Raw genomic sequence first — 25,537 nt, 5'->3', positions numbered from 1 at the left:
TTCAGCCCGCGACGAGCCGCGGGGTCCCGGATTCGTACTCGAGGAGATCGCCGGTCTCACCGCGCCGGTACGCGCGCCGCCCGACCACGAGCATGTAGATGAGGAAGACCGCGAGCGCCGCGCCGCCGATGCCGATCTTGACCGGCCAGGGCAACGCCCATCCCGTCACGAATCCCTCGACGAGGCCCGAGAGGAACAGCGCGAACACCAGCCCCAGGGCGACGGTGGCGAGCGCCCTGCCCTCCTCCGCGAGTGCCTCGCCGCGGGAGCGATGCCCTGGCGCCACCCAAGCCCAGAACATGTGCAGCCCGGCAGCCGCGGCGACGAAGATGCACGTCATCTCGAGCATGCCGTGCGGCAGGATGTACAGCACCATGAGATCGGCCTTGTCGTGGACGGCCATGACCGCCCCTGAGGTGCCGAGACCCATCGCGTTCTGCACGAGCATGGAGACGGGCCAGATCCCGGTCACCCCGAACAGGACGCATTGCATCGCGATCCAGGCGTTGTTCGTCCACACCATTCCCATGAACACCGCAGCGGGGTTCTCCGTGTAGTACCCCGTGAAGCTCTCGTCGGCGTACTGCTCCAGGGCGTCCGGAGGCCCCAGGGTGGCGATCAGCGCCGGGTCCCCCGCGATCCAGGCCGCGGTGCCGACGGCGACCGCGATGAACGCGAGCGCGATGACGAGGGTGGTCCGACGCAACCGGTAGAGCGCCGCGGGCAGCTGCAGCCGGAAGAAGCGTGACGTCTGGGCGAGGATGCTGTCCGAAGCCCCGGTGAGGCGGAGCCGCGCGCGCACCAGGATCGTCGAGAGGTACGCACCCTGCGGCGACTCACCGACGGACGTCTTCAGCTCGGCCAGGTCGGCGGAGGCCGCGCGGTATCGCACGATCAACTCGTCGACGCCGGCACCGTCCAAACGGGCCCGGCTGAGGGCGTCCAGCCGCTCCCACTCGGACCGGCGCGCGTCGGTGAGGGCATCGGCATCCACCTGATTTACTGTACTCATGTCCGCGCAGATCGACGCCTCCGACGAGGTCCTCTCCGGCGAGGCGGTCGCGATCGATGTTCGGCCCGTGGGCTTCCTCCTCCGTGCGGCCGGTGCGGTCATCGACATGCTCCTCGGCTACGCCGTTTTCGTCGGGTCGCTCTTCCTCCGCATCTGGTTGCTCGACATCGGCGTGCTCGACGAGGCCACCGACCGCATCGCCCTCGTCGCCTCCCTCGTCATCAGCTTCGTGATCCTGCCGATCACGATGGAGGTGGCGCTGAAGGGGCGCAGCCTGGGGAAACTCGCCGTCGGTGGTCGGATCGTGCGCGTGGACGGCGGGGCGGCGGGATTCCGGCACGCCTTCATCCGCGCCTTGCTCGGCGTGCTCGAGATCTACCTCACCTTCGGCGGGCTCGCGGTCCTCGTCGGGGCGTTCACGTCTCGATCCCAGCGCCTCGGCGACCTCGTCGCCGGCACGTACAGCCAGCGCGTGCGCACCCCCGCACTCGTGACGCTGCCGCCGACGCTGCCGCCCGCGTTGACCGGCTGGGCGCAGGTCGCCGATGTCGCCCGCCTCCCCGACCGCCTGGCCCGCCGCATCTCGCAGTTCCTCGTGAGCGCTCCGCGTATGCTCCCGGCCGCGCGGGAGCGCGTCGCACACGACCTGCTGACGGAGGCGGCGCCTTTCGTCTCACCCGTCCCTGCCGCACCGCCGGAGCTCGTGCTGGTCGGGATCACCGCTCTGCGGAGGCAACGCGAACGGCGGGCGCTGGAGAACGCGGACCGTCGCGCCGAACGGCTGACGGGTCGCCGGCTGGGCGTCTGACGACCGCCGTCACGCGAGCCGCCCCATCGTCGTCGAGGACGATGGCCGATCAGGCGCGCAGGGCCTCGTGGCGCACGACCAGCCATCCCGCGGGGACCGAGAGTCGATCGGCGTGCGGCGAACACAGGTCATGCGCCTGCGGATCGTTCGCCGCTCCCAGCGGTCCGAGCGCGGCCATCTGGTCGCCGTAGTCATACGTCAGCGTGGCCACGGCTTCTCGCGCGCAGCCGACCTTCGAGCACAGTCGTCCGTCCATCTCCGTCAGCGTACGGCTGCGCGCGGCGACGGCGGCGGTGCCGCGCCGGGAGCACCCGCAGCGCCTAGACTTTCGGCATGCCCCGTCGCCGTTCCGCCCCTGCCTCCGCCGCCCGCCGCGGCGCCCGGCACGGACGACACGGACGCCTCGGGCGCAGCGAGGTCGTCAAGCCACCGCTCGCACCACTGGACGGCCGCATCGACCGCTTCGACCTGACGGTCGGCACGGCGGTCGAGTTCCTCCGCGGCACGTGGCCGGAACTCCAGGACGTACGGTTCGAGATCGGTGCACTCCCCGCCTTCGACGCCGATGGCGAGGTGCCGCGCTGGCATCTCGACCGCGACCGGCACAGGATCGTCCTCTTCCGCATCCCGATCGAGAGGCTGCTTCCACCGGGGCACGACGACGCCGCCCACCGCCGAATGGCGATCGAGAGCGCGGTGTTCCGCGCCGCGGCGGAATACGTCGGTCGCGAGCCCTGGGATCTGGGCCACGGGCACTGACGTCGGCTCCGGCCGGGCTCAGGGGTAGACGGTGATCGAGGCCTCCACCCCGGGTGACGGAGGCACGGGCAGGACGGCCAAGGCGCCGGCCGCGGTCATCGCGACCGCGGCGTGCACCTCCCCCGACGGACGGAGGAGGTAGGTCGCATCGCCCGCCACGTCGACGCCCCGGGTCTCGCCCGCAGGAACCACGATCTCGTCGGGGGCACCGCCGTCGATCGTCGTGAGCGCGACGGTGGTCTCCTCGTCGGAGGTGTTGGCGAGCAACAGCCGCGCCGACGGCCCGGAGGGCACCGCGAAGGCGACCTCGGCATCGATCTGGGGAGCGGGCGTCACCCAGGCGAAGTCGGAGCCCGCGCCGAAGCCGTCCTGCTGGCGCACACCGGCGACGACCGGCGCGTCGGCCACGATCTCCACGGTGTAGGTTCCCGGCTCGAGATCACTGAGCGAGACCTGCGCCGGCTCGTCGGCGGTCAGCGGCACCGTGAACTCGTCGACGTCGGAACCCCCGCCCTCCGCGATCACGCGGACATCGGCCACAGCGTCGGCTCCGGGGGCGAGCAGGCGCAGCACGGTCATGTCACCCTGGTCGCCCTCCGCCGCGAAGGTCTGGACGCCCGGAAGGACCACGTGCTGCTGAGGTCCCGGCACGGCCTCCTGCTGGTCCGCCCCCACCGGGTCGAGGACCTGTACGAGCGCGGACTGCAGCACGGCACGGACGGGCGCGCCGACGGCGCTCACCTTGACCACCGGGACGTCGTTCCCCGCCGCGATGGACGTGAGCGGCAGCGCCGTCTGGGTGCGCGCGGGGACGATCACGGTGCGCCCGCCTCGGGCCGTCCCATAGACGGCGAGGGTGACGGTCGCCGGGACATCGGACGCGTTCGCGAGGAGAACGACGTCCTCGGCACCGGTCCCGACCGTTCCGCCGACCACCCAGGACTCCAGCCGGGGCACGCCGCAGGGCGCGGCCGCGAACCCGGCGAGGTCCTCCGCAGCGAGGGTGGACGACTCGGCTCCGGCGATCAGGGGGGCGGTACGACCGTCGACGGCTCCCGTCAGCACCGGTACCTCGTTGCCGTCCACGAGATCGGGGACGGCAAGCCCTGCCTGCGACGGCTCTCCGCTCGTGCCGCCCGTCGTCAGCTCGGGGGTCGCCGCCGCGCGCATCTCCGACGGCGAGGCCGAGTTGCGTCCGAGCGCACGGAAGTCGCCCGCACACACCAGAACGCTGTCTCCGGGCAGCGGGGTCACCTGCTCTTGTGCCGGCTCCTGCGTCACCGTCGGCCACGGGGCGTGCACGGCGGTCGCCACGCCGAGCACGCAGGCCGCCGCGACGACGACCCCGGTGGCGACGCGAGCGCCGGTCGCGGCGACGCGGAATGCGCGATGACCCGTCATCGGTCGTCCTCCTCGGTGTGGGCGTTCCCCTCGGGGCCGGCAGTCGCGCCCCCGTCCGGGTCGGGGGTGTCCTGGTCCGCCGTCGGGCTCTGAGGCTCAGCGGCGGCGTCGGGGTCCGCGTCCGCGATCGGGGCGAGCGCTTCGTCGCGGAGAGCGGGCTCGTCCTGCGGGTCCTCCACGGTGCCGACGGGCGGGTCGACCGTCGCCTCCGGCTCGCGGTCCTCGGCGTGACGAGGCAGCACCAGGGGCTCTTCCGGAGCCCGTCCGACGATGCGCGACTGCGCTCGGGCTGCCCGGCGCGACGCACGCGTCGGGATCGACAGCAGAAGCGCCGCCAGCACGACGAGGAGCTGCAGCGTCACGACGAACCGTGCCGTGCCCTCCTGCGTCCCGGTCAGCGATGCGGGGGCCGTGGGCTCCCCTTCGAGGCGCCAGAGGACGCCGCGGTCCGTCGACCCGGCCTGCACGAGCCCCGCCCGCTGGTCGATCGCCGCGATGGACGCCGTGCGCAGGCTGCGGGCCCGATCACCCTCACCCGGAACCTCGGCGAGGAGCACGTAGCTGATGCCCTCGCCGAGCAGCTGGGCGGGCGCGTCGAAGTCTCTGGCGGAGATGAGGTCGACCGCGAGAGTGGAGACGTCGCGTCCCTGCGGCTCGACGGCCGTCGACAGCATCGTGGTCTGTGCTCCCAGGGTCTCGCTGGCGCCGCGGACCACCTCGACGGCGAGACCTCCGTCGTTCTGCGGGGTGAGGATGAGAGTGGAGACCGGACGATCACCGGCCGCCTGCGCGCGCACGTAGGCGGGAAGCGTCGACTCGGGGCCGTTCGTCAGCGTGGAGCGGTCGGCGTGGAAGGCGGTGAGCGCGGGGACGGCGCAGGCCACGAGCGCCGCGGCCGTCACTCCGGTGGCGAGGAGACGCAGGCGGGGCAGCGTCAGGGCCGTGTCGAGCGTGACGGTGGCCGCGCCGACGACGCCGATCCAGGCGAGACTCAAGCCGGTGCCGGGCCAGATCGGCACGGCGACACCCTGCGCGAAGGACACGCTGATACCCACGGCGAGGAAAGCGGTCGCGAGTCCGGCCAGCGCGACGATCAGGAGCGTGATGCCGGCCCGCCAGCGCGGCGACACGGCGGAACCCAGCGCGAGCAGGGCGAGCGGAGCACCGAGCAGGGCGGCCCAGGCTCCGGGGACGACCGTCGCCCACCCGGCCAGGTCCGCCGTCGGGAAACCGGTGGCGATGGCGAGACGCCCAGCCGCATCGGCCGCGGCCTGCGGGCCCGGCCAGACCAGGCCGGGGTCGCCGAAAAGACCGAGCGGTGTGCCGTGGGCGAACTGCCAGAACGCCAGCGGCGCGAACAACAGCACGGTCGGAAGCGGCAACCAGAGGAGTCGGCCGGCCCCGCGGAACTGTGCCGTACCGAGCACGATTCCCAACGCGACCACCCACAGCAGGGCGAGGGCGGGGGCGAGGACGGGCGCGCAGGCGACGACGGCGGCGAGGATCAGTGACGCACTGCCGGCCGCACCCCACGAACGGTGCGCGACGACGGCGCTGTGGAACAGCCAGGGCAGGAGGAGGTGCACGAGCACGGCTGCCGGCCGTCCGTCGACGAGCGCAGTGAGGAAGGTGGGCGCGAGCGCCCAGGCGATGCCCGCGAAGATCCGGAGACCGGCCCGGTCGGTGACTCGTGTCGCCGCGAACCAGCCCCCCAGCACCGCCAGCGGCAGGGCGAGGATCCACAACAGGACCATCGCGAACGAGGGCGCCCCCGGCCACAGCGAACCGAGCACGGCGACGATCGCAGCGAAAGGATCCGCCGGACCCACGAGGTCGACACCGAGCCCGCGCAGCCCCCACGCCGCGTCCTCCCACAGTGCGCCCACGGTCTCGCGCAGCGGCAGGAGTCCTCCCCCTCCGAGCGCCGGCCAGGCGAGAAGCGTGGTGAAGGACGCGATGCTGACGACGAGCGCGGCCAGCACGGCCCAGGCGCCGCCGCCCGAGAAGAAGCGGAGCTCGCTGACAGCGCCGTGCTCGCTGCCGTGCCCGTCGTCGAGGCGACGTCGCAGCTGGGAGGGAGTGACGCGCAGCGGGGCGATGCTGGCCCAGGTGGAGGACCGGAAGGAGCGGATCCGGGAGCGCGACCTCGCGACGGCGCCGAACCGGACCATCGCTGTCAGGGCCGCGCCCCACTCCGGGAGGACGGCTTCGGGGCGCTTGCCGATCAGGTGCGTGATCGAGCGCCAGAGAGCCAGCGGCAGGAACGTGAGCCAGTGCAACGGCACCGCGGCGGCGGGCGCATAGGCGAGGCGCCGGTGCAGTTGGGCCAGCCGGGTGACGAAGGCCCGGCGGGATCGACCAGACGGGAGGGCGGCCGGGCCGTCCGGTGCGGCCGAGACCCTGGCCGCCGGAGCGAGCACCACCCGTCCGCCCCCGAGTCGGGCGCGGACTCCGAGGTCGAGGCCTTCGTCCGCGCCGGCCAGCGCGGGATCGGGCCGCAGGGCGTCACGGACCTCGCCGCGGATGAGCATGCCCCGGATATCGGCACCGAGGGCGTCGTCCATCCGGTCGTGCTGCCCTTGGTCCAACTCGCCGGCCGCGAGCTCCACCGCGCGGCCGAAGGTGGTCATGCTCACTCCGAGCGACACGATCTCGCGATCGTTGTCCGTGGCCACGAGCTTCGGAGCCACGATCGCGGCGGACGGCGAACGCTCCAGCATGCCGGTGAGCCGCTCCAGGGCGCGGGGATGCGGCGCCGTGTCCTGCGCGAGGATCCAGATCGCGGATCCGTCGGCGACACGGGGGCGGGCGAGGTCGATGGCGTCGGCGAACGAGGTCGAGGACCGCGCCTCGATGATGCCCTCGACGGTGGCGGCGACGGCCTCGCTTTCGCGAGCGGTGGTGGCGTCGCCGCACAGGATCAGGGTGACCGCCGCGGGGGGGACGGTCTGCGAGCGGACGGCGTCGAGCGTGCGGAGGAGCTGGGCGCGGGCGGAGGCTCCGGAGCGCGCGACGATGAGGGCATGAACTCGGGCTGGCATGACGTGGTCAGCCTATGCGCGCCGCCGTGCCCGTCACGTCACCGCTCCCGGCGCGCCCGCGAAGCCGCGCCTCGAAGAGAGCTCTCAGCTCGCGCGGCGCTTGAGCTTGCGGCGCTCGCGCTCGGAGAGGCCGCCCCAGATGCCGAAGCGTTCGTCGTTGGCCAGTGCGTACTCGAGGCATTCACCGCGGACGTCGCACGCGGTGCAGATGCGCTTCGCGTCCCGCGTGGAGCCACCCTTCTCCGGGAAGAAGGCCTCCGGGTCCGTCTGCGAGCACAGCGCGTCGCTCTGCCACGCGAGGGCGTTGTCATCGTCCGGGTCGGACCGGCGGACCCCGGGGACACCGAGGTTGACCGGATCGACGAACCAGTTCTCCGGCACATCGGAACGGTATCCCGTCATCTCGACCTCCAACCCTTCAAAAACCGCCCCCCTGGCGGGCCGTGCTCACCTAATTACACCCGTGTCATTCATCCGGGTCAAGTCGCGGATCGTAAACCCTCAAGCGACTCTTGAAGGTTCATGCACGACTCACGGCGTGTCGCGCCCGATCAGTGGCCCGGTGTCGCGACGAACGCCTCGCCCGTGCCGGAGAGCGTGAGGGCGCGCTCGTCGGCGGTGGCGAACGCGGCTGCCCCCACCGGAACGGCGAGCTGCTCGCCGGACACCGTCTCGACGCAGACCTCGCCGGCCGTGGCGAGCACCATCGTGGGACCGGCCACGTCGAGCCGCACCGGCCCTTCATCCAGGCTGACCCGTCGGAGGGCGAAGTCGGGGACGGGGACGGGATACGCCGTGACACTCCCACCGCCCGCTGGGCGCAGCACCGGGACCTCCGCGGGGGCGGTGTCCAGCACGGCGAGCAGCTCGGGCACATCGATGCGCTTGGGCGTGAGGCCCCCGCGCAGCACGTTGTCGCTCGCCGCCATGATCTCCACCCCGAGACCCGAGAGGTAGGCGTGCAGCAGGCCCGCCCGGAGGAAGACGCCCTCACCGCGGCGCAGCACGAGGTGGTTCATGAGCAGCGCGACGACGACTCCGGGATCCCCCGGCGACGTCTCGGCGATCGCGGCGACCGCCCGGAGTGCGGGGTACTCGTCGCCCGCCGAACCCCGGGCCGCGTCGACGACGGCGGCGATGATCTCGTCGACCTCGCGCTGAGCCTCACCGCCGAGCAGCCAGCCGATCGCGCTGCCGAGCGGGTCACCGTCACCGGTCAGACGTTCCCGCAGGGCCTGCACGCCGGGGACGGCGTCGAGTGCGTCGAGCAGGCGCAGGGTGTCGGCGACCGGTCGCAGACCGCTGAGCGACTCGAACCGGTCGCTGAGGGCGACGATGAGCTCGGGTTTGTGGTTGTCGTCGCGATAGTTGCGTCGCGGGTCGTCGAGCGGCAGAGCGCTCTCGCGCGCCCATCCGTCCTGCGCCTGCTCCTTGGTCGGGTGCACCTGGATGGACAACGGGCGTCCTGCCGCGAGCAGCTTGAGCAGGTACGGCAGGGTGCCTCCGGTCACCTCGTCCAGAGTCCCCCCGCCGGCGACATCCGCCGGGTCGCCGGGATGGTCGCCGAACCACACCTCTGCTTCCGGCGCTCCCGTCGGGGTGCGCCCTTCCAGCTCGGCGAGGAGGGACGGCGACCCCCAGGCATAGTCCCTGGGCACATTGGTGAGGCGGCGCAGCATGCCCCCCAGCGTAGGGCCCGGGCGACCCACAGGTCGGATCCTCGTGCGTCGAGGTAGCCTGAGTCGCGATGGCCCAGTACACCAAGCACCCGGTCGCCGCCCCGCCCACCGCGCCCGAGCGCGAGTCCACGGGGCATCTCCTGCTGCGCGGGTACGCCATCATGGTCCTCTTCGTGGCGTTCGCGCACTCGGCGGTCTACAACCTCCTCGGCGAGGTCGGCGCCGCGATCGTTCTCGCACTCTTCACCGCGGCGACTCTGGCGATCGGCATCCCGATGCTCGCACGGAACCGGCCGCAGCCCTTCCGCTGGCGGCGACTGCCGTGGGCGGCTCTCGGCTACACCGCGCTCGCCCTCCTCTCCGTCGCCTGGTCGCAGTGGCGTGTCCCGACGGTCGCCACGGGTGTGCTCCTCGCGGCTGTGACCACGAACGGGCTGTTCATCGCCCACGTGCTCACGTGGCACGAGATCGTCCGCGCCCTGTCGTCGGCCTTCAAGTGGATCCTCGGTCTCTCCCTCGCTCTCGAGCTGTGGGTCTCGCTCGTTCTCCACGGTCCGCTCCTGCCGAACTTCGTCGACCTGCCGGACGGCGACATCGATCCGCAGTGGTACTGGGTTCGGGACAACCTCTTCGACGGGGGACGCATCCAGGGAATCGTGGGCAACGCGAACCTGCTCGGGATCGTCTCGCTGTTCGCCCTGATCACGTTCGGGGTGCTCTTCGCCGCCAAGGCGCGGTGGCGGACGACCCTCGCCCTGTGGATGCTGCTGGCGGCATATTTCCTCTTCCGCACGGCGTCCGCCACCGCGCTCGTGTGCGCCGGAGCGGCCGCCGTCGTCCTCGTCGTCGCCCTGCTGATGCGCCGTGCCGCGACGCCGAGCGCGCGCACGCGGATCTACGTCGTCGCGATCGGGACGACCGTGCTCGGCGTTCTCGCGCTCTGGCTGCTGCGCGACCCGCTCCTCGGCCTTCTGGGGCGCAGCGCCGACCTCACCGGCCGCTCGAACAAGATCTGGGCGAAGGTCCTGGAGCGCGTCGGCGACCATCCGATCGTCGGGAACGGGTTCTCCAGTCCCTGGGTGCCCACCGACCCGGCCTTCGACGGCTGGATCGTCGACCATGGGATCACGGTGTTCCACGCGCACAACATGTGGCTGGACGTGCTGCTCCAGCTCGGCGTCCTCGGTCTGGTGCTGATGGCCGTCGCATACGGCAGCCTGCTCTGGCGCTCCTGGTTCTTCGCCGTGGACCGGCCGCGCTGGGATCTCGACGCGCAACGCCCGTACTCCCCGCTCACCCTGCTGCCGAGCCTGTTCACCGTGGTGCTGCTGGTGCAGGGGCTCACCGAGTCCACCCCGATCATGCTCTGGGGGTGGCTGCTCCTGGTCCTCCTGTCGTTCAAGCTCAAGTCCGTGCCGCTCGTCGGGGTCGGCGAACGCGACCTCGTGTTCGAGCGCGGCACGGCCCCACGGCGGGTGCCGTGACGTCGGTGCTTCCCCTCCCCCGTCTGCTCGGCTCGGCGGAGATGGCTCGGGCGTTCACGCTCGCGGCCCTGACCGCGGTGTTCGGGTCCTTCGCGATCGAGCGGATGACGTCGGCCGTCACCCTCGCCACCGTCATCACCGTGCTGTGCCTCCTCGGGGCCGCGATCCTCTGGGTGCGCAGGGAGGAGCTGTCCCCGCTGCGCATCGCCCCGTCGTCGCTGCTCGCGTTCCTCGGGTGGGCGCTCGTGAGCCTGCTGTGGACCACCGACCGCTCCGACACGGTCCTGGGGTGGCTGTCCCTCTTCGGCTATGCCTTCCTCGCCATCACCATCGGGCACATCCGCGACACGCTGCAGACCGTCCGCGCTTTGGGAGACACCCTGCGCGTGCTGCTCGGCGCTTCCCTCGGCGTGGAGATCCTCTCGGGGATCCTCCTCGACCTCCCGTTCGCGTTCCTGGACATCCAGGGGAACCTCGCCGTCGGCGGCCCGGTCCAGGGGCTTTTCGGCAGCCGCAACATGCTCGGATTCATCGCCGTGGTCGCCTTGATCACCTTCGTCATCGAATGGCGGACGCAGTCGGTCGACCCGCCGCTCGCCGTGGTCTCGGTCGCGCTCGCCGGCGGTCTCGCGTTCCTCTCCGCCTCACCGACCGTGCTGGTCCTCGCCGTCGCGGTGGGCATCGTGACGATCGCCCTGACCATCGTCCGCCACGCGGCACCAGCCCGCCGCAACCTCGTCCAGTGGACGCTGGGTGCTCTCGTCGCCGTCGCCCTCGCCGTCGCGTTCGCGCTGCGGCACCAGATCATCGCCCTCCTGGACGCCGGCTCCGACTTCTCCATGCGGGCAGAGCTGTGGAACATGATCCTCGACTTCGTCGCCGTGAAGCCCATCACCGGGTGGGGATGGTTCGGCGACTGGGTCCGCGGCGAGTACCCGTTCACCTTCATCAACTTCCAGCTCGACGACCGCCACCAGAGCGCGCTGAACGCCTTCTTCGACGTGCTGCTGCAGCTCGGCGCCGCCGGGCTCGTGCTCTTCCTGTTGCTGGGCGGCATCGCGCTGATCCGTTCCTGGCTCGTCGCGAGCGTCCGCCGGTCGGTCGTCTACGCATGGACGCCGATCACGCTCGTGACGCTCGCGGTCGACTCGATGTTCGAGAGCTTCACGCTCGTCGGCGCGGGGTGGTTCCTGCTCGTGCTGTGCGCGCTACGCGCGGGCCAGTCCCGATCGTGGCGGGAGAACATCGACGCCGCGCACACGGGGGCCATCCCCACCCTGCGTCCGCAGGAGTGACCGGAACCGATCTCAGCGGACGGTGGGGAGCTTCTCGGCCCACGCGAGCGCATCGCGGACGCCGTCGTCGACGGAACGCTCCGCGCGCCAGCCGAGCACCTCGCGGGCGCGGTCCACGATCGCGTAGGCCCCGGCCTGGTCCCCCGGGCGGCGACCCGTCTCCACGACCGGCAACGGCGCGCCGGTCACGCGCTCGAAGGCCTGCACGAGCTCGCGCACGGTCACCCCGTCGCCGGTGCCGAGGTTGATCACCTGGTACGGATCGGCCACGGTCGCCACCTCGTCGAACCGGGTGACCGCCGCGACGTGCGCGAGCGCGAGGTCCCAGACGTGGATGTAGTCCCGCAGTCCGGACCCGTCGCGGGTCGCCCAGTCGGTGCCGGTGATCATGAACGCCTCCCCGGCCGCCCGCGCCTGCATGATCTTGCCGAGCGCGTGGGAAGGCGTGGGGTTCTGCAGTCCGGTGCGCAGCTGCGGGTCCGCGCCGATCGGGTTGAAGTAGCGGAGCGCGATGGCCCGGAAGTCGCCGGCCGCGGCGGCATCGGCGAGGATCTGCTCGACCATCGCCTTGGTGGCCGCGTAGGGGCTGGACGGGGCGAGCCGGCCGCTCTCGTCGACCCCGTCACCCGTCTCCCCCGCATAGATCGACGCGGAGGAACTGAACACGATGCGCCCGATGCCGGCGTCGCGGAGACGGCGGAGGAGGGTGATCGTCTTGCCGACGTTGCTGTCGTAGTAGCCGAGGGGATCGGCGACGGAGTCGGGGACGACGATGCGCGCGGCGCAGTGCACCACCGCGTCGATGTCCGGGTGGTCCGCGAGAAGCCGGTCGAGGACGCCGGCGTCGGCGATGTCGCCGACGTAGAGCTGGCGTCCCTCGCCGAAAGCGGCGAGGCCCGTGGAGAGGTCGTCGAGCACGACCACCTCGATCCCGGCCTCGATGCACGCCGTCGCCACAGTCGATCCGATATAGCCGGCTCCACCGGTGATCAGTACCTTCATCGCGGCCAGTCTAGCCAGGGACGCTGAACGCCCCCGGTACGGCTCTCCGCAGATCCGAAGCCGACCACCGGTAGGCTACTCACTGCTCGTCGAGTCCCGCGCTGCCCACCGGCAGCGGCCGCGGCACCAACAACGGAGAACCTCCCTGTGGCCCACGTCCTTCAGAACGTCGTCTTCCCGCTCGATCGCGACCCCGACCTGCTCCCGCTGTACGCCGATCCGGAGACGTGGTCCGTGATCGAGGACGAACCCGTCCGCGTCTCCAGTCGCGCCCATCTCGGAAACATCCTGGGCCGGCACCGCGCCAGGATCGTGGCCGGCCGTCGAGTCTCGCTCGGCACCTACTTCAACGCCTTCCCCGCCTCGTACTGGCAGCACTGGACGAGCGTGCGCGAGGTGCAGCTCACCGTCCGGACGACGGGCCCCGCCACGATCCTCGTCTACCGCTCCAACGGCTCGGGCGTGCGCCAGCGCGTCGCCACCCGAGAGGTCACCGGCGAGGCGACGACGTCGTTCGACCTCGACCTCACCCAGTACAGCGACGGCGGCTGGATCTGGTTCGACATCGTGGCCGACGAGAAGCCCGCGGTCCTCGAGGGCGCCGAATGGACCACCGAGCATGAGCCCGCGCGGACGGGCAAGGCCTCGCTCGGCATCACGACCTACAACAAGCCGGACTACTGCGTCGAGACGCTGCGGGCCCTGGCGGCCTCCCCCGACGCGCTGGAGTTCGTCGACCGCATCTTCCTCGTCGACCAGGGCACCCAGCTCGTCGCGGACCAGGACGGCTATGCGGAGGTCGCCGAGCGTCTCGGAGAGACCCTGCAGGTCATCCGTCAGGGCAACCTCGGCGGGTCGGGCGGCTTCGCCCGCGCGATGCACGAGACCCTGAAGCGCCCGGAGAGCGACTTCGTGCAGCTCCTCGACGACGACGTCCGCATCGAGCCGGAATCCTTGCGCCGCTCCATCGTCTTCGGGCAGTATGCCACGACCCCCGTGCTCGTCGGCGGACACATGTTCGACCTCCTCGATCGCCCGAAGCTTCACGGCTGGGCCGAGGTCGTCGACGAGGGCCCGTTCATGTGGCGCAACCTCTACCAGGAGAAGATGCCGCACGACTTCGGGGCCTCGAACCTCCGTCAATCCACCCTGCTGCACATGCGGATGGACTCGGACTACAACGGCTGGTGGATGTGCCTGATCCCCCTCGACGCCGTCCGGAAGGTCGGACTCTCGCTTCCGGCGTTCATCAAGTGGGACGACGCGGAGTTCTGCCTGCGTGCCGGCGAGGCAGGTTTCCCGACCGTGTCGATGCCTGGCGTCGCCCTCTGGCACGTCTCCTGGGTGAACAAGGACGACTCCATCGACTGGCAGGCCTACTTCCACGCGCGCAACCGCATCGTGGCGGGGCTCTTGCACTCCGGCGCGCCTCGGGGCGGACGCCTCATCGTGCACAGCCGACGGGTGGACCTCAAGCACCTCATGATGATGCAGTACTACCCCGTGGCTCTCCGCGCGCGCGCCCTTCGGGACGTCCTGTCCGGTCCGGATCACCTGCGTCGGAATCTCGCGACGGCGATGCCCGCCGCGCGATCGCTGGCTGCGGAGTATCCGGAGACCGTGATCCATCGCGACCCGGCGCGGGTGCTGCACTCGCGTCGCGGCCGGCAGGTGTACAAGCAGCTTCCGAAGAACCAGTACGACAACCCCACCGGCCTGCGACTGCGGATCTTCACACTGACGACGCTCCTGTCGCACTGGCTTCACCGACCGGACCCGGCCAACGTCGCGCAGCCCGAGGTCGAGTTCGGCAAGGAGGACGCCCATTGGTGGCGTGTGCCGCACTTCGACAGCGCCCTCGTCAGCGCCGCCGACGGGTCGGGGAAGAACATCTACACGCGCGATCGCGCCAAGTACCGTCGGATGCTGCGGGACACCGTACGGCTGCACGCCGAGCTGCGACGGCGGTGGCCCGAGCTCCAGCGTCAGTACCGCGAGGCGCTGCCGGAGCTGGTCTCGCCCGAATCCTGGCAGCAGATCTTCGAGGAGAAGGCATGACCGTCGACACCCCCGTGTTCGATCCCGCGAGCACGGCGATCGTCATCGTCACCTTCAACCGGTCGCACCTGCTGTCCGGGCTGCTGACGAGCATCACCGCCATGGACCCGAAGCCGGGCCGCGTCGTGGTGATCGACAACGCGTCCTCGGATGACACCACCGACGTCGTCGAGTCGTTCCGGGACGACATCGGCACGGAGATCGTCTATCGCCGTCTCGACGTGAACACCGGAGGATCCGGCGGTTTCAGCGAGGGCATGCGGACGGCGTACGACCTCGGCGCCGAGTGGATCTGGATGATGGACGACGACGTCGAGGTGCTTCCGGACGGCCTCGCCCGGATGGGTGCGTGGGCGCCTCGCTTCAAGAGCATCCAGGGTCGCCGCTACGACTACGACGGCAGCGAGTTCTACTGGCAGTACCGTATCGCGGAACGCATGGGCATCCCGATCCCCTTCGCCCCTGCGGGGTTCGACTCCTCGGGCTACAAGGAGATGAACAGCGGCTGCTTCGAGGGCATGTTCATCCACCGCTCGATCGTGAAGCAGATCGGTCTCCCCGACCCCCGCTTCTTCATCTACTGGGACGACCAGATGTACGGCTGGCTGGCCTCTCGCCTGACCACCGCGGTCATCGTCGACGAGTTCGTGCTGCGCCGCACGCGCGAGATCCGGCAGTGGGACATGGGTATCCGGCACATGAACGCCTCGAGCAACGCCTACCGCTACTACATCATGCGCAACCGCGCGTTCATCAAGCAGTACTACCGCGTGCACGGCGTCTACAACCCGGTGCTCTTCGGGCTCGGGACGACCGCCACGTTCTTCAAGGAGCTGATCCGGCTCGTCTTCGTGGAGCGCACCGTCCGCGGCACGAGCAACCTGTTCCGCGGGCTCCGGGACGGCGGCCGCATCGGTCGCGACCGTACCTGGGAGCCGATGAGCCCTCTGGAGGCCTGAGATGGACGAGCCGCAGCCCGAGGTGCGGTGGGCCCCGCTTCCCCCCGCGCCGAAGCGCACCGGCCGGGTGTGGTTGATCGTCGGGCTGAGCGTCGCCGCGCTCGCGATCGTCGGGCTCGTGCTGTTCTTCCTCCTCCCGCGCGACGGCGCTCCGGACCCCGCAGAGAGCGCGAGCCCGTCGCCCACTGCCGGTCCGTCCGAGACGCCGACGCCCACGGCGTCGCCGACACCTACGGCGACCGCGACCTCGACGCCGGAGCCCACTCCGATCACGACGGCGCCACCGGTCGGGGACCCCACACTCGACGTCTTCCGGGACAAGGTGTCCGGATGGCTCAACTCCGCCGACCGCGGCCTCGACATCATCGCCGGGGCGAGCGGTCAGGATGCTCTCCCCGTGGTGGACTCGTTGCAGGAGGACGCCCAGCGGCTCGGCGACGCTCTGCCCCCGTCCTCCATCCAGGACTCCTGGCGCTCCGGCGTGGAGACCTACGCCCAGCGGCTCACGACGCTGCGCTCAGCGATCGAGAGCGGGTCCGGCGTATCCGGAGCCATCGACAGCGCACGCTCCGCCGCGGCGGACCTGCGCGACCTCGTCGGACTCTGACGCCCCGGGCCGGCGCGGCGCGTCAGACGGAGTAATCCGCGTTGTAGCGGTCGAGCACCTCGTTGATCGGCGCGTCCAGGGCGAGCGTGCCGCGGTCCAGGTACAGGCCCCTGGTGCAGAACCTGCGCAGATCCCGCTCGTTGTGACTGACGAAGAACAGCGTACGGCCGTCCGAGAGCAGTTCATCGATGCGCTTGTAGCACTTCTCTCTGAAGGCCTTGTCGCCCACCGCGAGGACCTCGTCGACGAGCAGGATGGGCTCGTCGAGCTGCGAGACGACGGAGAACGCGAGGCGGACCTTCATGCCGTTGGAGAGGTGCTTGTACGGCGTCTCCTCGAATCCGGCGAGCTCGGCGAAGGCGATGATGTCGTCGTACCGGCGGGCGACCTCGTCCTTCGACATGCCGTGCAGTCCGGCCGTCAGGCGGACGTTCTCCCGGACCGTCAGGTCGCCCACGAAACCGCCGGTGATCTCGATGAGCGGAGCGACGCCGCCGTTGACACTGACCGAGCCCTCATCGGGCAGCAGCACACCGGCCACGAGGCGGAGCAGCGTCGATTTCCCCTGCCCGTTCCGTCCCACGACGCCGATGGACTCCCCCGGCTGCACGGTGAACGAGACGTCGCGGAGCGCCCAGAACTCCCCGGGGCGCGATCGCCGCGATGCGCCGGCGAAGAGGTCCTTGAAGCTGCGCCGTCCGCGGCGATTGCGGCGGAAACGCACCCCGAGGCCCTGCACGTCGATCGCGGCGTCCATCACAGCTCCTTCAGGACGGGGCGCTCGAGACGCCGGAACGCCCAGACGCCGAGGGCGAGGATGAGCAGGCACATCACGACGCTGACCGTGAGGGTGAACGGGTTCCACTGGTCGGGGAAGAACGGCATGCGGTACAGCATGAAGATCCCGGCGAGGGGGTTGAAGGCACCGAGCGTCTGGAAGATCCCCGGCAGGTCCGTGACGTTGTAGATGATCGGTGTCGCGTAGAACATGGCTCGCAGGATGAGGGCCGTCGTGCGCTCGAGGTCGGTGTAGAGCACGCACAGCGGAGCGACGAGCAGGCCGAGACCGACGAGCAGCACCGTCTGCATGAGAATCGCGACCGGCACCCACAGCACGCCCCAGCCGATCTGCACGACCTGGTCGGCATGACTCTCGAAGAGCAAATTGACGACGATGAACAGCACCAGCACCGGCAGCGAGAACAGGTACTCCATCCCCTTGCTGAGCACGATCCGGTTCACCCAGATCGACCGCGGGATCGACGTCGAGCGGACGAGGCGCGCATCCTTCTTGAACGCGCGGGTGAAGTCCGACACCGAGCTGTTGAACCACACCCACGGCAGCAGAGCGCTGATGAGGAAGATGATGTACGGCTCCTCGCCGACATCCCGCCGGAACACCTGCGTGAAGACGAACCAGTAGATCGCGCTCATCACCAGCGGGTCGAGGACGGACCACACGTAACCGAGGAAGCTCGTCGCATACCGGACCTTGAGGTCGCGGGCCGACAGCAGCCACAGCGAATGCAGATAGCGCCGGGGCGTCCCGGGCGCCCCGACAGCAGGGTGACTCACGATTCCGAGTCTAGGAGAGAGTGTTGTTCCAGAGCGACAGCGCCGAGCCGATGGCCATGTGCATGTCGAGGTACTGGTAGGTGCCCAGACGCCCGCCGAAATGGACGTCCTTCTCCCCCTTCGCGAGCTCGCGGTAGGCCAGCAGGCCCTCGCGGTCGGTCGGGGTGTTCACCGGGTAGTAGGGCTCGTCGCCACGGTCCGCGAAGCGCGAGAACTCGCGCATGATGACGGTCCTGTCGGACTCGTAGACGTCCTTGCGCTCCGGGTGGAAGTGCTTGAACTCGTGGATCCGCGTATAGGGCACGTCCATGTCCGGGTAGTTCATGACGCTGGTGCCCTGGAAGTCGCGGATGTCCAGCACCTCCTGCTCGAAGTCGAGCGTGCGCCAGCTCAGCGCGCCCTCGGCATAGTCGAAGTAGCGGTCCACAGGACCGGTGTAGACCACCGGCACCTGGCCGACGGTGGCCTTCTTGTTCAGCGGCTGGGACTCGTCGAAGTAGTCGACGTCCAGCTTCACCTCGATGTTGGGGTGGTCGGCCATGCGCTCAAGCCACGCGGTGTAGCCATCGGTGGGCAGGCCCTCCCACGTGTCGTTGAAGTAGCGGTTGTCGTACGTGTAGCGCACGGGGAGCCGGCTGATGATGTCGCCGGACAGCTTCTGCGGGTCGGTCTGCCACTGCTTCGCGGTGTAGTCGCGGAAGAACGCCTCGAAGAGGGGGCGTCCGACGAGCGCGATGCCCTTCTCCTCGAAGTTCGTCGCGGACTTCACGTCGAACTCGCCCGCCTGCTCCTTGACGAGCGCACGGGCCTCGTCCGGCGTGTACGCGGCCTGGAAGAACTGGTTGATGGTCCCCAGGTTCACCGGCATCGGGAAAACCACGCCCTTGTGGGTCGTGTAGACGCGGTGCACGTAGTTCGTGAACGACGTGAAGCGGTTGACGTACTCCCACACCGTCGCGTTCGACGTGTGGAACAGGTGAGCCCCGTAGCGGTGCACCTCGATCCCGGTCTCGGGTTCCGCCTCGCTGTAGGCGTTGCCGCCGATGTGCGAGCGGCGGTCGATGACGGTCACCTTACGGCCTGCTTCCGCGGCACGCTCGGCGATGGTGAGGCCGAAGAAACCCGACCCGACGACGAGAAGATCCATGTGCTCCATCGTATCGGCGCCCGCCTGGGAGCCCGTGCCACACAGGAGCGCACGCCCACCCTTTGTCCCCTCGTCGCACCGCCGTTCGTCCGTCGCTCCCACTACGCTGAGCGAGATGCGGGGACACCGCAGCCCTTCCGAGATGGAGTTCCCATGTTCCGACGTGCGGTGCCCGCAGCCCTCACGGCTGTCGTCCTCGCTCTGTCCCTGCTCACCACGACGAGCGCCTCGGCCGACTCCGTGCGACCCGTCGCAACGGGAGCCGTCGCCGACATCACCTTCCCCGCCGGCGTCTCCCGGCTCGCAGGCAGCGACCGGTACGACACGGCGATCGCCGTGTCGAAGAAGTACGCCCCCGGCACGGATGCGGTCTTCGTCGCGACGGGAGCGAACTTCCCCGACGCCCTTTCCGCCGCAGCGGCCGCCGCGCGCCTCGGGGCACCTCTGCTGCTGACGCCGGGGTCGGCACTACCGACCGCAGTGCGCGCGGAGATCGCTCGGCTGAACCCATCCACCATCTTCATCGCCGGATCGGAGGGCGCCGTCGGCAGCGCCGTAGAACGGGCGCTGGGGGCGATCGCCCCTGTGGAGCGCCTCGGGGGCTCCAGCCGTTACGAGACGGGGAACGCGCTCGTCCGCCGGGTCTTCCCGCAGGCCGCTCATGCCTTCATCGCGACGGGACGGACCTTCCCGGACGCGCTCGCCGCGACGGGAGCCGCCGGCGCGATCTCCGCGCCCGTCATCCTCGTCGACGGCACACGGAATTCGCTGCCGGCGGAGACCCGGGACCTCCTCGCCGCTCTGGGCGTCTCGGCGGTCACGATCGTGGGGGGCACCGGAGCCGTATCGGGGGGCATCGAGAGCGAACTCGCGAACACGCACGACGTCCGACGCCTGGGCGGCGCGGGCCGGTTCGACACGGCCGCGCTCATCAACGACTCGTTCTTCGCTCCCGGCTCGGCGTCCGCGGCCTTCCTCGCCACCGGGCAGAACTTCCCGGACGCGCTGGCCGGCGCTGCACTGGCCGGGCGAACCAAGAGCCCGGTCTACGTCACGAACGCCGGATGCGTTCCGGAATCCGCGCACCTGTCGCTGCAGCGACTGGGAGCCCCCAGCACGGTGGCGCTCGGCGGGGTGGCGGTCGTGGGCGCGCAGGCGGCCGCCAACATGGGCTGCCTCACGACCGGGGTTCCCAGCATCTCCGGTACCGCGCGCGTCACCGGGTCCCTCACGGCAAACGTCGGAACGTGGACGGCCGGGACGTCGTTCCAGTATCAGTGGCTGGCGAACGGCAGCCCCCTGCCGGGAGCGACGGGCGCACGGCTCCCGCTGACGGCGGCGCACGCCGGCAGACAGATCTCTGTGCGCGTCACGGGCTCCCAGCCGGGCTACGTCGCGGCATCGGTACTCTCGAGCCGGACGGCGGCCGTCACATACCCCGCCAGCACGACCCCGATCGATAGTTGGAACTGTCCGAGTTGGGCGCCGATCAAGGGGAACGTCGGCGCCAAGGAGAAGATCTACCACCTCCCCGGAGGGCGCTTCTATGCCGCCACGAACCCCGAGGAGTGCTTCCGCACCGAGGCCGCGGCGCAGAGCGCCGGCTATCGCCGTTCGAAGCTGTGATCACCGGCGTCCGCGTCCCCCACAGCGTCCCTGGCCGCACGATAGGATCACGCCACGGCCGCCGGGCTCTCCGGACGCCACGAAGAGAAACGATGACTCCTTGAGAACACGCTCACCTGGTCGCGCCGCCGTCGCCGCGACCGTCCTCGCCCTCGCCCTCGCCGCCCCGCTCTCAGCGGTAGCTGCGGATGACCCCGAGCTTCCGCAGCTCGATCAGGCCGACGCCACTCCGCCGACAGCCGGATCTCACTTCCGCCCGGACGAGTCCGTCGCTCCGGCCGTGCGGTCCCCGGAGGCGAGAGCGCTGGCCGCCGCCACCTCACCGTCCCCTGTCGACAGCGTCTCGATCTCCGAGGTGACCTCCACCGGAGCACGCGCCACGTGGTCCGCACCGGCGGACAATGGCTCAGCCATCACGGGTTACCACCTGCAGCTCCTCGTCGGCGGGACCGTGATCGACGAGGTCGTCACCGACGTCCCGACTCTCGGCGTCACGCTCACGAGTCTCGATCCGGACACGGCGTACGGCTTCCGCGCGGCGGCGGTCAATGCGCTCGGAACCGGGGACTTCTCCCCCACCCAGTCGTTCACGACGACTCATTCCTCCGTGGAGCGGCAGTTCGGTGCGGACCGCTTCGAGACCGCGGTGCGCGTCTCCGAGAGCGCCTTCCCGTACGAAGGTGTTCCCGTGACGTTCATCGCCAACGGCATGAACTTCCCCGATGCCCTCGCCGCCGCAGCGGCCGCAGGCTCTTTCGGCGGCCCGGTCCTGCTCACTCGACCGAACAGCGTGAGCACGGCGACGGTGAACGAGGTCGCGGCACTGAAGCCCGAGTACCTCTTCGCCGCCGGCGGAACGGCCGTCGTCGGCGATTCCGTCCTCAACACGCTCGCGCCCTACGCGACCGTGAGCTGGGAGCGCGCTGCCGGCTCGACGCGATATCAGACGGCCGGCATCCTGTCGACGCTGTGGGAGTCCACCGACACGGTGTACCTCGCGAACGGCATGAACTTCCCGGATGCCCTGGCCGGCGCCGCGGCGGCAGGGCACGAGGGCGCGCCAGTGCTGCTCACCAAGCAGAACGCCCTCCCCCCGGAGACCGCCGCGTATCTCGGCTACCTGCAGCCGTCGAGGCTCGTGGTCCTCGGAGGGAGCGGAGCCGTCAGCCAGGCCGTCGTCAACCAGGCGCGGCTCGCCTCTCAGGGCTCCATCACCTCCGTCCAGCGACTGTCCGGTGCGAGCCGGTATGACACGGCCGTCGATATCTCGCGCCGCACCTTCACGGCTCCGCGTGTGCCCGTCGTGTACGTCGCGAGCGGACAGAACTTCGCCGACGCTCTCGCCGGCGCCGCAGCGGCTGGCGCGCTGGGAGGACCTGTTCTCCTGACCGCCCCGACCGAGATCAGCGACGCGACGATTGCCGAGATCGAGCGACTGGATCCCGTTCGAGTCGTCGTGCTCGGCGGCCCCGCGGTCGTCAGCGACGCCGTTCAGGAGCGCATCGCGAACGCGATCGGTTGATCGACGGGAGCGTCCGCGACGCAGCGGTGTCGCGGGCGCTCCCGCCCGGTCGAGGCCGCGGTGCCGACGACGATGCGAGGCGTGCCCGCCCACAGCGCCGGGTCGGTTGCCGCGCGGCCGTCGACGATCAGCTTCACGCCGGGGAGCTGCGCGGGCGTCAGTTCCCTGTAGTCGGCATGGTCGGTCTGCAGGATGGCGAGGTCGACCGCGCCGCCGAGGGCGTACGGCTCGAAGCCGAGGTTGCGCAGCTCATCGTCGCTGTAGAGCGGGTCGTGCACCACGACGTCGGCTCCGCGGTCCTGGAGAGCCTTGACCGTGGGGAAGACTCCCGAGAAGGCCGTCTCCTTGACGCCTCCGCGGTAAGCCGCCCCGAGAACGACGGCCCGCTGACCGCTGAGGTCGCCGAGGATGCCCTCGGCCTGTGCCACCAAACGCTCGGGCATCGATGCGTTGAGCTGTCGCGCCACGCGGACGATGTCCGCATCCGGGTCCGTGGACAGATACAGGCGGGGGTAGACCGGGATGCAGTGACCACCGACGGCGATACCGGGGCGGTGGATGTGGCTGTAGGGCTGCGAGTTGCAGGCTTCGATCACCTTGTACACGTCGATGCCGTGGGACGCGGCGAACAGGCCGAACTGGTTCGCGAGGCCGATGTTCACGTCGCGGTACGTCGTCTCCGCCAGCTTGGCCATCTCGGAGGCTTCGGTGCTCCCCAGGTCCCACACCCCGTTCGGCTGGGCCAGGTCGGGCCGCTCGTCGAACTGCAGGACGGCCTCGTAGAACTCGCGAGCACGTCGGTTGCCCTCGTCGGAGAGCGCTCCGATGAGCTTGGGGTATTTGCGGAGGTCCGCGAAGACCCTCCCCGTCAGGACGCGCTCCGGAGAGTAGGCGAGGAAGAAGTCCTCGCCTTCCTTCAGCCCGGACCCCTCCTCGAGCATCGGCTTCCAGCGGTTCCGCGTCGTGCCGACGGGCAGCGTGGTCTCGTACGACACGAGGGTCCCGGGCGTCAGGTGCTCGGCGAGCGAGCGCGTCGCGGCGTCCATGTACTTGAAGTCGGGTTCCCAGGTCTCGTCGTTCACGAAGACAGGGGCGACCAGGACGACGGCGTCAGCTGCGGGAATGGCGTCGGCATAGTCGGTCGTGGCGCGAAGGCGGCCGGCGGGGATCAGTTCCTCGAGACGCTCCTGCAGCTCCGCTTCGCCGGGGAACGGCTCCTGCGCGGCGTTGATCAGATCGACCGCCTTCTGGTTGACGTCGACGCCGACCACATCGTGACCGGAAGAGGCGAACTGGACGGCGAGAGGGAGCCCGATCTTTCCGAGGGCCACGACGGCGATACGCATGACCCCCAGTCTAGGGGCGTCGTCAGACGACTCGTCGCAGGCCCGGGACCTTCCGCATGAGGGAGACGACGAGGAAGGAGATTCCCAGGACGAGCACCCACTCGAGCACCGAGAGGGTGAGCGACCCGACTGCGGCGTCGAAAGGCGGGACACCACGCAGCAGGACCATGATCGCGAAGTGCACGAGGAAGACGCCGAAGGCACAGTCCGACAGTTCGCGCACCATGCGCTGCACACGCGGGCCGGGCCGCCACCGGCTCAGCATGCTGGTGGCGCAGACGAAGACCCCGAGAGAGGCCACCGCCACAACGGGACCGAAGTAGCTCAGCGGGAGGACCGCATCGACCAGTGGCACCGCAGGGCGGGCCCCGTACTGCACGATGGACACGGCCACGGCGAGGAGCGTGAACGCCGCGGCCACGGCGAGGCGCCACCCGGACAACCGCACCGTTCGGAGAGCCCACCCTGCCAGGAAATAGCCGGCGTACGGCAGCCATTGCGTCAGCGCGAGCAGGACCAGCGGGCTGTCATCCCCCATCGCGGTCAGGACACTCGACGACATCCCGGTGATGACGGTCGCGCCGAGGACCACGGCGGCGAAGACGAGAGCCCGCCGCTGCCCGCCCCCTTCGAGGAACGAGGCGAGGACCGGCGCGACGACGTAGAGGCCGATGATGAGCCACAGGAAGTACAGGTGGGTGTAGGGCTGCCCGTCCAGCACGAACCGGGCGACGTCGAGGCGCGTCGGCCGGATCTGCGAGAAGAGCGTGCGGACGAGGAGGAAGTAGAGGAGGGACCAGAAGATGAGGGCGGTGAGAAGGCGGGGAAGCCGCTTCCGGTAGAACGCCCCCGGTCCGGCCGCGTGCTGCTGCGGTGCGAGCACGAGGGCACCGGAGATCATGACGAAGACCGGGACCACCCAGACGAAGCCGATGTCGGCGACCACGGCGCCCCACCAGCCGGCCGAGCCGCGTACCTGCGGGTTGGCCACCATCCCCGCGAAGACATGGATCGCGACGACCCCGATCACCGAGACGATCCGCAGAGCGTCGAGGGACCAGACGCGCCCCGATGCCGCGGGACGGCGACGATCCCGCGACTCGGGCGAGACCGCGGGCGGCCCCGACGTCACATCCGGTCCCGGAGGACCTGTACGACGCGCTCGGCAGCATGACCGTCGCCGTAGGGCGCCGCGTCGGTGGGCTCCGGTCGAGGTCGCGTCACTCCCCCGGCGATCTCACCTGCATTCTGCGCGAGGACGTTCCACCCGAGCTCGACGGTCTCCACCCATTCCGTCTCGGTGCGGACGGTGGTGCACGGCACGCCCAGGAGGAACGCCTCCTTCTGCAGGCCGCCGGAGTCGGTCACCACTCCGGCGCTGGAGAGCATCGCGGCGACGAGATCGGGATAGGCCAGCGGCGGATGGACGAGCAGCGCTCCCTGCGCGAGTGCGATGCCGTGCGCCTCCGCCTTCGCGAGGACGCGCGGGTGGGCGAGAAGGACGACCGGTCGATCCAGGGCGCCGAGGCCTGCGGCCACCTCGGCGAGTCGCGCCGGATCGTCCGTGTTCTCCGCGCGGTGGATCGTGGCGAGGTAGTGGCCGCCGACCGGAAGCCCGAGTTCCTCGACGAGCGGGGACGGACGGGAGGAGACCTCGTCGCGGACGGCGAACAGGACGTCGGTCATCACATCGCCGACGAGCACGGTGCGCTCAGCGAGGCCCTCCGCGGAGAGATGGTCGACGGCGAGCTGCGTCGGCGCGAGTAGGAGATCGGCCGCGTGATCCGTGAGCACGCGATTGTGCTCCTCCGGCATCCGCCGGTTGAAGCTCCGGAGCCCCGCTTCGAGGTGTGCCACGGGGATATGCATCTTCACCGCGCTGAGGGCGGCCGCGACCGTGGAGTTGGTATCGCCGTAGACGAGCACCCAGTCCGGTCGATGCTCGTCGAAGACCGCGTCCAGCGATGCGAGCATGGCCCCGGTCTGGACGCCGTGGGAGCCGCTGCCCACTCCGAGGTGGACGTCGGGGGCGCCGATCCCGAGGTCGTCGAAGAAGACATCCGAGAGCATCGGATCGTAATGCTGGCCGGTGTGCACGATCACGTGCTCCACACCTGCGGCCAGGAACGCCTTGTGGATGGGCGCGAGCTTGACGAACTGGGGGCGGGCGCCGACGACGCTGACGATCTTCACAACAGGCAAGTCTACGGAAGACG

General features: G+C 70.3%; 22 protein-coding genes. 9 read left to right on the top strand and 13 right to left on the bottom strand.

Translation table 11 applies throughout. From position 1 onward, the window contains the following. Position 1: 1 nt before the first annotated feature. Positions 2 to 994 carry a stage II sporulation protein M gene (locus FY549_RS10350; protein ID WP_149084938.1) on the bottom strand — a complete coding sequence of 331 codons (993 nt, stop codon included), beginning with the start codon at positions 992 to 994 and terminating at the stop codon, positions 2 to 4. A 16-nt stretch (positions 995 to 1,010) separates the two neighbouring features. Between FY549_RS10350 and FY549_RS10345 the strand changes: the two genes are divergently transcribed. Beyond that, positions 1,011 to 1,820 carry an RDD family protein gene (locus FY549_RS10345; protein ID WP_149084937.1) on the top strand — a complete coding sequence of 270 codons (810 nt, stop codon included), beginning with the start codon at positions 1,011 to 1,013 and terminating at the stop codon, positions 1,818 to 1,820. A gap of 49 nt (positions 1,821 to 1,869) precedes the next feature. Here FY549_RS10345 and FY549_RS10340 read toward each other — a convergent pair whose 3' ends face one another. Then, complete coding sequence (locus FY549_RS10340; protein ID WP_021199833.1) at positions 1,870 to 2,076, bottom strand: DUF3499 family protein; 207 nt, start codon at positions 2,074 to 2,076, stop codon at positions 1,870 to 1,872. 77 nt (positions 2,077 to 2,153) lie between these two features. On the opposite strand from FY549_RS10340, the gene FY549_RS10335 reads away from it, so the two are divergent. Then, complete coding sequence (locus FY549_RS10335; protein ID WP_200838651.1) at positions 2,154 to 2,579, top strand: metallopeptidase family protein; 426 nt, start codon at positions 2,154 to 2,156, stop codon at positions 2,577 to 2,579. 18 nt (positions 2,580 to 2,597) lie between these two features. On the opposite strand, the gene FY549_RS10330 is transcribed toward FY549_RS10335, so the two are convergent. The 4 genes from FY549_RS10330 to manA form a co-directional block, all read right to left on the bottom strand. Then, positions 2,598 to 3,980 carry a DUF5719 family protein gene (locus FY549_RS10330; protein WP_149084936.1) on the bottom strand — a complete coding sequence of 461 codons (1,383 nt, stop codon included), beginning with the start codon at positions 3,978 to 3,980 and terminating at the stop codon, positions 2,598 to 2,600. Next, positions 3,977 to 7,021 carry a glycosyltransferase gene (locus tag FY549_RS10325; RefSeq protein WP_149084935.1) on the bottom strand — a complete coding sequence of 1,015 codons (3,045 nt, stop codon included), beginning with the start codon at positions 7,019 to 7,021 and terminating at the stop codon, positions 3,977 to 3,979. The genes FY549_RS10330 and FY549_RS10325 overlap by 4 nt, the downstream gene beginning before the upstream one ends. Before the next feature lie 84 nt (positions 7,022 to 7,105). Continuing rightward, the gene (locus FY549_RS10320; RefSeq protein WP_149084934.1) at positions 7,106 to 7,423 is read right to left on the bottom strand and encodes a WhiB family transcriptional regulator; all 318 of its coding nucleotides are present in this window, start codon (positions 7,421 to 7,423) and stop codon (positions 7,106 to 7,108) included. 149 nt (positions 7,424 to 7,572) lie between these two features. After that, positions 7,573 to 8,700: a mannose-6-phosphate isomerase, class I gene (gene manA, locus FY549_RS10315; RefSeq protein ID WP_149084933.1), complete on the bottom strand. Its 1,128-nt coding sequence runs from the start codon at positions 8,698 to 8,700 to the stop codon at positions 7,573 to 7,575. A 68-nt stretch (positions 8,701 to 8,768) separates the two neighbouring features. On the opposite strand from manA, the gene FY549_RS10310 reads away from it, so the two are divergent. After that, on the top strand, positions 8,769 to 10,184 hold the full coding sequence (locus tag FY549_RS10310; RefSeq protein WP_149084932.1) for an O-antigen ligase family protein: 1,416 nt from the start codon (positions 8,769 to 8,771) through the stop codon (positions 10,182 to 10,184). Further along, on the top strand, positions 10,181 to 11,479 hold the full coding sequence (locus tag FY549_RS10305) for an O-antigen ligase family protein (RefSeq protein ID WP_149084931.1): 1,299 nt from the start codon (positions 10,181 to 10,183) through the stop codon (positions 11,477 to 11,479). Before FY549_RS10310 ends, FY549_RS10305 begins: the two co-directional genes overlap by 4 nt. 12 nt (positions 11,480 to 11,491) lie before the next feature. Here FY549_RS10305 and galE read toward each other — a convergent pair whose 3' ends face one another. Continuing rightward, positions 11,492 to 12,481, bottom strand: coding sequence for a UDP-glucose 4-epimerase GalE (gene galE / locus FY549_RS10300; protein WP_149084930.1), 990 nt, complete (start codon positions 12,479 to 12,481; stop codon positions 11,492 to 11,494). 147 nt (positions 12,482 to 12,628) lie between these two features. On the opposite strand from galE, the gene FY549_RS10295 reads away from it, so the two are divergent. From FY549_RS10295 to FY549_RS10285, 3 genes are read left to right on the top strand one after another with little or no spacing between them, the layout of a single operon-like run. Continuing rightward, complete coding sequence (locus FY549_RS10295) at positions 12,629 to 14,539, top strand: glycosyltransferase (protein ID WP_149084929.1); 1,911 nt, start codon at positions 12,629 to 12,631, stop codon at positions 14,537 to 14,539. Then, a complete protein-coding gene (locus FY549_RS10290) occupies positions 14,536 to 15,498 on the top strand; it encodes a glycosyltransferase (protein WP_149084928.1) in 963 nt (320 codons plus the stop codon). Before FY549_RS10295 ends, FY549_RS10290 begins: the two co-directional genes overlap by 4 nt. A gap of 1 nt (position 15,499) precedes the next feature. After that, a complete protein-coding gene (locus FY549_RS10285) occupies positions 15,500 to 16,105 on the top strand; it encodes a hypothetical protein (protein ID WP_149084927.1) in 606 nt (201 codons plus the stop codon). Positions 16,106 to 16,127: 22 nt separating this feature from the next. Here FY549_RS10285 and FY549_RS10280 read toward each other — a convergent pair whose 3' ends face one another. From FY549_RS10280 to glf, 3 genes are read right to left on the bottom strand one after another with little or no spacing between them, the layout of a single operon-like run. Further along, entirely contained in the window at positions 16,128 to 16,862 is a 735-nt protein-coding gene (locus FY549_RS10280) for an ABC transporter ATP-binding protein (protein WP_149084926.1), read from the bottom strand. After that, a complete protein-coding gene (locus tag FY549_RS10275; protein WP_149084925.1) occupies positions 16,862 to 17,680 on the bottom strand; it encodes an ABC transporter permease in 819 nt (272 codons plus the stop codon). Before FY549_RS10275 ends, FY549_RS10280 begins: the two co-directional genes overlap by 1 nt. A gap of 10 nt (positions 17,681 to 17,690) precedes the next feature. Next, on the bottom strand, positions 17,691 to 18,827 hold the full coding sequence (gene glf / locus FY549_RS10270) for a UDP-galactopyranose mutase (protein WP_149084924.1): 1,137 nt from the start codon (positions 18,825 to 18,827) through the stop codon (positions 17,691 to 17,693). A 153-nt stretch (positions 18,828 to 18,980) separates the two neighbouring features. Between glf and FY549_RS10265 the strand changes: the two genes are divergently transcribed. Together FY549_RS10265 and FY549_RS10260 are read left to right on the top strand one after the other, a co-directional pair. Continuing rightward, positions 18,981 to 20,453, top strand: a complete 1,473-nt coding sequence (locus FY549_RS10265) for a cell wall-binding repeat-containing protein (protein ID WP_149084923.1) — start codon at positions 18,981 to 18,983, stop codon at positions 20,451 to 20,453. Positions 20,454 to 20,733: 280 nt separating this feature from the next. Next, positions 20,734 to 21,975 carry a cell wall-binding repeat-containing protein gene (locus tag FY549_RS10260; protein ID WP_187614852.1) on the top strand — a complete coding sequence of 414 codons (1,242 nt, stop codon included), beginning with the start codon at positions 20,734 to 20,736 and terminating at the stop codon, positions 21,973 to 21,975. Here the strand turns inward: FY549_RS10260 and FY549_RS10255 are convergent. The 3 genes from FY549_RS10255 to wecB are packed head-to-tail and all read right to left on the bottom strand — an operon-like array spanning position 21,945 to position 25,514. Further along, positions 21,945 to 23,321, bottom strand: a complete 1,377-nt coding sequence (locus tag FY549_RS10255) for a nucleotide sugar dehydrogenase (RefSeq protein ID WP_149084921.1) — start codon at positions 23,319 to 23,321, stop codon at positions 21,945 to 21,947. The genes FY549_RS10260 and FY549_RS10255 overlap by 31 nt on opposite strands. A gap of 22 nt (positions 23,322 to 23,343) precedes the next feature. Continuing rightward, complete coding sequence (locus FY549_RS10250) at positions 23,344 to 24,453, bottom strand: acyltransferase (RefSeq protein WP_149084920.1); 1,110 nt, start codon at positions 24,451 to 24,453, stop codon at positions 23,344 to 23,346. Next, the gene (gene wecB, locus FY549_RS10245) at positions 24,450 to 25,514 is read right to left on the bottom strand and encodes a non-hydrolyzing UDP-N-acetylglucosamine 2-epimerase (protein ID WP_149084919.1); all 1,065 of its coding nucleotides are present in this window, start codon (positions 25,512 to 25,514) and stop codon (positions 24,450 to 24,452) included. Before wecB ends, FY549_RS10250 begins: the two co-directional genes overlap by 4 nt. Positions 25,515 to 25,537: the final 23 nt, after the last annotated feature.

The organism is Microbacterium sp. 1S1 (genome assembly GCF_008271365.1).
Taxonomy (GTDB): domain Bacteria; phylum Actinomycetota; class Actinomycetes; order Actinomycetales; family Microbacteriaceae; genus Microbacterium.
Note: the sequence above shows the minus strand (reverse complement) of the source record. Positions and strands in the feature narration are given on the sequence as shown.